The organism is Massilia sp. 05N420, assembly GCF_056397205.1.
Genome location: NZ_JBFTMX010000029.1, coordinates 57,948 through 64,183 on the forward strand (window position 1 = coordinate 57,948; position 6,236 = coordinate 64,183).

At 61.5% G+C, this 6,236-nt stretch carries 6 protein-coding genes; 2 read left to right on the forward strand and 4 right to left on the reverse strand.

Annotated features, from left to right (window positions below):
• The first annotated feature begins 67 nt into the window (after positions 1-67).
• Together AC1DIX_RS18620 and AC1DIX_RS18625 are read left to right on the forward strand one after the other, a co-directional pair.
• Positions 68-457, forward strand: a complete 390-nt coding sequence (locus AC1DIX_RS18620; RefSeq protein ID WP_477326369.1) for a hypothetical protein — start codon at positions 68-70, stop codon at positions 455-457.
• Between the two features lie 20 nt (positions 458-477).
• A complete protein-coding gene (locus AC1DIX_RS18625) occupies positions 478-1,005 on the forward strand; it encodes a DUF3828 domain-containing protein (RefSeq protein WP_477326371.1) in 528 nt (175 codons plus the stop codon).
• Here AC1DIX_RS18625 and AC1DIX_RS18630 read toward each other — a convergent pair whose 3' ends face one another.
• The 4 genes from AC1DIX_RS18630 to AC1DIX_RS18645 all read right to left on the reverse strand — a co-directional run bounded on the left by AC1DIX_RS18630 (position 1,006) and on the right by AC1DIX_RS18645 (position 5,791).
• Positions 1,006-1,527 carry an N-acetyltransferase family protein gene (locus AC1DIX_RS18630; RefSeq protein ID WP_477326373.1) on the reverse strand — a complete coding sequence of 174 codons (522 nt, stop codon included), beginning with the start codon at positions 1,525-1,527 and terminating at the stop codon, positions 1,006-1,008.
• Positions 1,524-2,108: a helix-turn-helix domain-containing protein gene (locus AC1DIX_RS18635; protein ID WP_442124877.1), complete on the reverse strand. Its 585-nt coding sequence runs from the start codon at positions 2,106-2,108 to the stop codon at positions 1,524-1,526. Before AC1DIX_RS18635 ends, AC1DIX_RS18630 begins: the two co-directional genes overlap by 4 nt.
• A 52-nt stretch (positions 2,109-2,160) precedes the next feature.
• Positions 2,161-2,688, reverse strand: a complete 528-nt coding sequence (locus AC1DIX_RS18640; RefSeq protein WP_477326375.1) for a cysteine hydrolase family protein — start codon at positions 2,686-2,688, stop codon at positions 2,161-2,163.
• 79 nt (positions 2,689-2,767) lie between these two features.
• Positions 2,768-5,791 (reverse strand): outer membrane beta-barrel protein, encoded by a 3,024-nt coding sequence (locus AC1DIX_RS18645; protein ID WP_477326377.1) that lies wholly within the window; start codon positions 5,789-5,791, stop codon positions 2,768-2,770.
• Positions 5,792-6,236: the final 445 nt, after the last annotated feature.

The following is a 6,236-nucleotide window of genomic DNA, read 5'->3' on the forward strand; positions in this document are numbered from 1 at the left end:
AGAAAGGTTCAGGCTGAGGAGAATGGCGATGGTTAGTGCTGCCTTTGACATTCACCTAGAAGACCGTATGCCTGAACCATCGATCGACGTGAAAGAGCTTTCACTCACATTACGTAAAAATGCGAAAGCACATAGTCTTGGACGTTGTGCACATCACGTCCGGCTCGCTCTGGAAGCAGGCGGCGCGAAAACCAGCGGCCACCCGGCACATGCAAAAGACTGGGGTGGGGTATTGTTAAGGAATGGCTATCAAAAGATAGGAGTCATCAGCCTCCAGTCTTATTCGGCCCGCGCAGGTGATATCGCCGTCATCCAGCCGTACACGGGCGGCAGCATATCCGGACATATTCAGGTATGGGATGGACAGCATTGGATTTCGGACTTTGTTCAGCGGGACTTCTGGCCTGGCCAAGGATACCGCAGTGCAAAGCCCAGCTTCGCCATCTATCGCCGTTAATCCCCTCTACAGGAGCCATCATGTTCGGATCACGTCATTTTGCGTTATTCCTTTCCATCGCACTGTCATGTTTTTGTTCCGCTATCGCGACGGCAGCAAATCCAGCGGCGGGCGAACAACTCATCAACGGTCTGTACAAGGATTTCGGCTGTCCCGGCCCGTCGGTATCCGCGCCCAAGTGCGACTCTCCTGAAGCCGATCGGCGAAAAGCCGTGACCGAGCAAAGCCGTTCCGTCCTCGGAAAATATTTCGATGGCCCTCTGGTTTCTTTGCTGGTGAAGGAGCGACAGTGCGTAACCAAAACACAGGAAATCTGCAATCTCGACTTCGATATGCTGTATGCATCGCAGGATCCAGGTGCGGTCGATCTCAGCATCAAAGCCGCAACGACAAACAGGGTCATCGTCAGTTTCCGCTATCCGTCGAACGGAGAGCGGATCACGATTCAATACCTGCTCGCGCCGACACGCAGTGGGCCACGGATCACCGATGTCATCTATCCGGACGATACCTCGCTCAAGAAACTGCTGATGACGAAGCTGCCGTAGTCAGATGTGCTTGTAGTAGAAGGTCGTCTGACACAGCGCACCATCCGGCATGTACGCATAATCCGGCACCGCGCCGACCCGCTGCCAGCCCAGGCGCTCGTACAGCCTTTCGGCGGTACTGCTGGCCGTATCGAGCACCAGCACGCGCCTACCCTGCCCGCGCGCCGCATCCTCCACCGCTTCCATCAGCTTCCGGCCGATGCCGGCGCCGCGCGCGCGCCGGTGCACCAGCAGCTTGGCGACGTCGGCGCGGTGCGGCTGGTTCTCCGGCATGTCCGTGATCAGCTGGACGGTGCCGGCGATGCCCTCGTCATCCTCGGCCACGATCAGGGTGCGCTCGCCGCGGGCGACGCCGTCCGCCACCTTGCGCCAGAAATCCAGGGCCGTCTCGCGCGCCATCGGCAGCATGAAGCTGACCGAGGCGCCGCCTTCGACGCAATCGAGCAGCACGTCGRCCAGCTGGCCGATGCGGTGCACGACTTCATCGGCGCGCAGCTGGCGGATGCTCGGGTCCTTCGTCATGCTTCCCTCCGCGGTGGCTTGTGCGCCTGTGAGACCAGCGAGACCAGATAGCGCGCCGGTTTGCCGGTCGGGTTGTGGTAGGCGATCGGCTGGTCGAGGCGCATGGCGAGGCAGTCGCCCGCGTTCAGGGTCCAGGAGGTGCCGCCGACGCCGACTTCCATCGTGCCCTCGATGATCCAGACCTGCTGGTGGACGTCGACGTCGCGCGCGCTGGTTTCATAAGCGACGCGCTGGCCCGCCGGGAAGCTGATCTCGACCAGCTGGATCGGCGAATACATGGCCGGCGACAGGTTGCGCCGCACGTAGCCGGAGGCCGGATCGGTCCATACCGGCTGGTCCTCGGCGCGTGCTACCGGCGACGGCGCATCGTCGGCCGGCTTCTCGAACAGCGAGGCGACCGTGACGCCGAGGGCGGCGGACAGCTTGTCCAGCACGGTGGCGGTGGCGCTGCTCTCGCCGCGTTCGATCAGCGAGATATTGGATTTGCTGACGCCGCTGCGTTCGGCCAGCAGCGCGAGCGTCAGTCCGCGGGCGTCGCGCAGTTCGCGCAGGCGTTGGGCGATGAGGTGGTTGATGTCCATGAAATCCAGTATATAGGATAAATAAATCCTGTAAACTGGATTTTTTATCGCCTCAGGATGTCAGCTGCGCATACTCCCCATGCAGGTTCGCCAGCGCCATCAGATGCACCTCCTCGGCGCTGCGCCAGGTGCCGCCGAAGTCCTGCTTGTCGAAGGCGAAGCAGGCATCCGCCGCAACCACTGTCCCGAAGCCCAGGTTGCCGGCCGTGCGCGCGCTCGCCTCCACCGAATTATTGGTGCTGACGCCGGCGATCACCAGATGCCGGATAGCGCGCGCATGCAGCCAGCGTTCGAGACCGGTGTGGATGAAGGCATCCGGCACGTTCTTCTCGACCACGTGCTCGTGCGGCAGCGGCAGGAAGCGCTCCTGGAACTCGGCGCCGCTCTGGCCGGGCGCGAACACGGACGCCGGCGAGCGGCTGATGTGGCGCACGCTGATGACCGGCTGGCCGGATTCGCGCCAGGCGGCGTGCAGGCGGGCGATGTTGTCTTCGGCCTGGGGGTTGTTCCTGGGTGGCAGGGTCGGGCTGCGCATGCCCTTCTGCATGTCGATGATGATCAGTGCGGTTTGTTCGCTCATGGCTTTTGGTTCGGGATGCAAAAAAAAACCGGCCCCTTGCGAGGGCCGGCAAAGCTTAAGAAACTTCTTTGTTTTCAGCTTAGAAGCTGTAGCGTGCGCCGAAGTAGAAACGACGCGGGTCGTTCCAGGCGTTCGCCTCGCCGAACTTGTAGACGCCGTTGCCGGCTGCCAGCGGCATCGCCGTGGTGGCCGACTGCTTGTTCAGCACGTTGAAGACGTCGAGGAAGAACTCGACCTTCTGGCTGCCGGCGAACCTGTACTGGTACTTCAGGCGCACGTCGAAGGTGTAGTACGACGGGCCGGTAAAGGCGCCGATCGAACCCGGCGTGATCCACGAATCGAGCACGCCGCCATTCACGTACGGATCGTCCATGACCGGCAGGTAGCGGCTGGAGACCAGCTGGGTCTTGCTGTACAGGACGCCGCTGTTCCAGTTGAACACACCGCTCAGCTCGAGCCCGTTGTTGAAGAAGTAGGTGCCGTAGCCCTTGAACTGGTGCTTGATGTTGCCCGGCTGCGGGCCGTAGGCGTTCGGTGCGCGCGGATCGAGTGCAATCCAGTCGCCCTGGAAGTCGGCGGTACTGTCGGAGTTGGTATTGCCCTTGGCGTCGTTGTAGGTGTACGAAACCTGGCCCATCCAGTTATCGCGCTTTGCCTTGTTCAGGCTGACTTCGATGCCCTGGTAGTCGCGCTTGCCGCCTGCCAGCGTGCCGATCACATAGTTCGTTTTCGGTGCCGCGGAGTAGCCGAAGTACGAGTACGGCAGGTAGTAAGCCGAACCCGGGTAGGCGGAGCCTTCCGGCGCGGTGGCGGCGGTGAGGCTCGGATCCGAGTACAGCGCCAGGTCGTAGTCCTCGAGCAGGTCGCGGGTGCGGCGCTTGGTGTAGGTGACCGACAGCGTGTAATCCTTGCCCAGGTTGGTGGCATAGCCGAGCATGAACTCGTCGGTGTACGGGGTCTTGGTCGACGGTGCGATCGCGGCATCCGAACCGCCACGCTGGCGGAAGGTCAGCCACTGGTTGCCCAGGTAGACCTGTTCATCCAGGATCGGACCGGTCACGTTGCCGGCGAAGTCGGACATGTTGTTGCGGATCGGGTCGTAGTAACGGCCCAGGAATGCCCAGACCTTGCTGCGGCCGTCGCCGTTCAGGTCATACACGGTCGAGAGGCGCGGCGCCAGTTCCCACTTGAACTTGGCGGTCTGCTTGCCGGCCGAATCGCGGTGCACCCACTCTTCGGTGCGCACGCCGGCGTTGACCGTCAGCTTGTCCTTCGTCCACGTATCCTGCAGGTAGAAGGCTTTGCCGGTCGCTTCCACGGTGTACGGCGCAACGCGCGAGTTGAAGATGCGATAGGCGTTCACCTGCCCGTTCGGATTGCCGGCCGTGCTGGCGAACTTGTAGGCCCGGATCTCGGGGTCGGTGACGACGCCGTCGTGGTTCGTGTCGAGCAGGCCCAGGAAGTAGGTCTTGTTCGGGCTGGCGTTGATCGCATCGATGATACGCGGGATATCGCCGGCGGCCAGGCTCTTCGAACCCGTCCAGCCGGAACCGACGTGCTGGGCAAAGGTGACGCCGGCGTTGGCTGCCGCGATGGAGGTGTAGTTCGCGTTCTCCGGGCCGGTCCGGTAGGCATCCGAGGTGTAGGAGTCGGTGGAATTCACGAAGCCGGACTTGAAGGTGTGGGTACCCGCGGTGGCGGTTTCGAGGAAGTACTCGGCATTGAGGCCCCACTCCTTGCGGTTGCGCCACGAGACCGAGTTCGAACCGGCACCACCCAGGCTACGCTCGGCGATGGTCGGCGTCGTGGTCGGCCTGAAGAAAGCAACGTTGTTGAGGGTCGACTGGTCGGCCGCGAAAGTCGACAGCTGGCCCTTGTGCTTGAATGCATAGGCGTTCACGCGCAGGTTGTCCATGTCGCGCGAGTATTCGACCTTGTTGTTGGTGCCGCCCTGCTCCTGACGCGTGTCGCGGTTGTTCAGCGTGGTCGCCGTGGTCGAACCGCTGATCCTGGTCGGGTCGTTGAAGAAGCTGTACGACAGGCGGTCGTTATCGGTCGGTTGCCAGGTCAGCTTGGCGAAGCCCAGCTTGTCGTCGCGCTTCACCTTGCGCATGAAGTCGCCGGTCGACGCGTTGGTCACGTCGGTGTCGCGGCCCTTCTTCTGGTACGAGGTGAAGAACCACAGCTTGTCCTTGATGATCGGACCGCCGAGCGTGAAGGCCGTATCGTAGGTCGAGAAGCCGGAGTTGGTGTTGTGCTGGTTCTTCGACACCAGCCTGTCGTTCTGGAAGTAGTAGTTGACCGAGCCGTGGAACTCGTTACCACCCGACTTGGTGATCACCTTCGAGACCAGGCCCGAACCGCCTGCGTACTCGGCCGGGATGCCGCCAGTGAGGATCTGCTGTTCCTGGATGATCTCGGAGTTGATGTTCGAACCGAAGGTGCCGGTCAGCGGGTCGGTGACGTCGACGCCGTCGAGGATGTAGACGTTGTCCGAGGAGGTGCCGGTGGCGCCGCCGATGTCCGCGTAGTTGACGCCGGATTTCGAGGACGGGTTGCCGCCGGCGGAAGGTTTCACGCCCGGCACCAGCTGCAGATAGCCCTGGTAGCTACGGGTGGTCGGGAGCGCTTCCACGACGGCGAGGTTCAGGATGGTGCCGACGGTGGCGGAGGTGGTGTCCACCTGGGCCAGGCGCGAACCGGTGACGACCACCTGTTGCGCACCGCCTGCGCCGCCGGCGTCGGCCAGGTTATAGCTCACGCTGGGGTTGGAGCCGCTGACCACCGCGACGCCGGTGGCATTGAAGRCCGAATAGCCGGGCGCTACCACTTCGATCTTGTAGTCGCTTGCCGGGTCCAGGCCCGCAACGCGGACCGAACCATCCGCCTCGGTCACGACAGTCTTGGTCACCAGGCTGCTTGGCGAGCTGATCTTCACCGTCGCGCCAGCGACAGGCTTGCCACCCGCTCCGGTAATCGAAATGCGCAGGCCGCCGGTTTCAGCAGCCCATGYGGCGCCGATGAAGCACATACCGACTGCCAGTGAAACTGCGGACCGGCGCAGCACGGACACTCTCGACACTTGTTTTTCTTTATGCAACATATCTCTCCCTATTATTAAGACAACTGGACAACAGATACATCAGCAAACGACAAGTCTTCCCGGCAGGTTTTCTTTACATAAATTTACACACGAAAGAACTTGTATCAGCCCTTGCAAAATATTTTCGTTACGAAAACTTCACGAGTATTAACATTTGGTAATGTTGTGTCAATGCAAATGTCTAGACAAGGTGGCGTATGCACAACATACGCATGGGATATGCACGGCGAATTGACATTTTCGATGGGCGAAAAAAAACGGCACCCGAAGGTGCCGTTCCTGGCTAGCCGTTGAACCGGCTAGAAGCTGAAGCGCAGTGGATTACTCGCCGTCRCCATGATGCTGCTCGATCGAAGCCGCAGCATTCTGCTGGTCTTCCATCGCCTGCAGCTCGGCAGCCATATTGGCCTTCTCCTGCTGCAGCAGCTGCTGGCGCTCTTCCGCT